General features: G+C 67.2%; 1 protein-coding gene. It reads right to left on the bottom strand.

The window, feature by feature from the left end; all coding sequences use genetic code 11:
- Window positions 1–1076 (bottom strand): glutamate--cysteine ligase (locus tag ACIPIA_RS16625; protein WP_400511080.1); only part of this gene is annotated, 1076 nt, incomplete at its 3' end.
- Between the last annotated feature and the right edge of the window lie 165 nt (window positions 1077–1241).

Genomic DNA, 1241 nt, shown 5'->3' with positions numbered 1-1241 from the left:
AGGTCCCAGGCCGCATCGAGTGCCGAACGATCGTAGAGCAATCCGACCCAGAAGGCAGACAGAGCCGTCAGCATCTCCGGCGGCCCGGCATCGGCGCCGCGCATCTCGAGGAAGCGCTTCAGCCGGACTTCCGGGAACAGCGTGGAGAGGTGGTTTGCCCAGTCCGATATGGTCGCGCGCTCGCCGGGCAGCTGCGGCAGCCTGCCGGCCAGCAGGTCGCGGAAGGAGGCACCCGCAACGTCGTGATAGATGTCGCCCCGCTTGACGAAATACATCGGCACGTCGAGCGCCCAGTCGACATAGCCTTCATAGGACATGCCCTCGTCGAAGGCGAAGGCGATCATGCCCGAGCGGGCATTGTCGGTATCGCGCCAGATCTCGGAGCGCATCGACTGGAAACCGTTGAGCTTGCGCTCCAGGAACGGCGACGAGCCGAAAAGCGCCGTCGCCAGAGGCTGCAGCGCGAGCGAGACCCGAAGCTTGCGCACCATGTCGGCCTCGGTGGCGAAGTCGAGATTGACCTGCACGGTGCAGGTCCTGAACATCATGTCGAGGCCGCGCGTGCCGACCTTCGGCATGTAGTTCGCCATGATCTTGTAACGGCCCTTGGGCATCACCGGCGTTTCGGCCCGGGTCCAGAGCGGCGAAGCGCCGAGCGCGACGAAGCCGATCCCGTGCGGTGCGGCGACCGCCTTCACATCGGCGAGATGGGCGGCAAGCTCGCTTTGCGTCTCGTGCAGCGAGGCGAGCGGGGCGCCCGACAGCTCGAACTGGCCGCCGGGCTCCAGCGAGATCGCGCCACCGCCATCGGGGCCGGCAAGGCCGATGATGTGGCCGGCATCGAGGATCGGCTCCCAGCCGAGGCGCTGCTGCATGCCTTCGAGCAGGGCGCGGATGCCGCCCGCGCCTGCGCGCCCCTCATAGGGAACCGGCGCCAGATCGCTGCGATAGAACGGAAACTTCTCGTGTTCGGTGCCGATGCGGAATGACGATTCCGGTTTCTCGCCGGCTGCGATCCAGGAGATCAGTTCATCCTTCGAACCGATCGGGGTCGAATCGGACACGTCGCGAGCCATGGGCGCTCCGGCAGAACAGACATGAAGACCCGCGGCCCGCCGGCGGCGGCCGGGAGCGACAGGTTCGGGACGACAGACATAGGCGAGCACCGGACGCTCGACAACGACCCCGCCCTTGCATTCGCGAAAGGGCGCCCGGCGTCTGGGACAGGTCGCGCGCAGCGC

Origin of the sequence: Allobosea sp. CER48, from assembly GCF_044752385.1 — a bacterium.
Classification (GTDB): domain Bacteria; phylum Pseudomonadota; class Alphaproteobacteria; order Rhizobiales; family Beijerinckiaceae; genus Allobosea.
The sequence above is the reverse complement of the archived record's forward strand: the minus strand, read 5'-3'. Positions and strand labels throughout refer to the sequence as shown.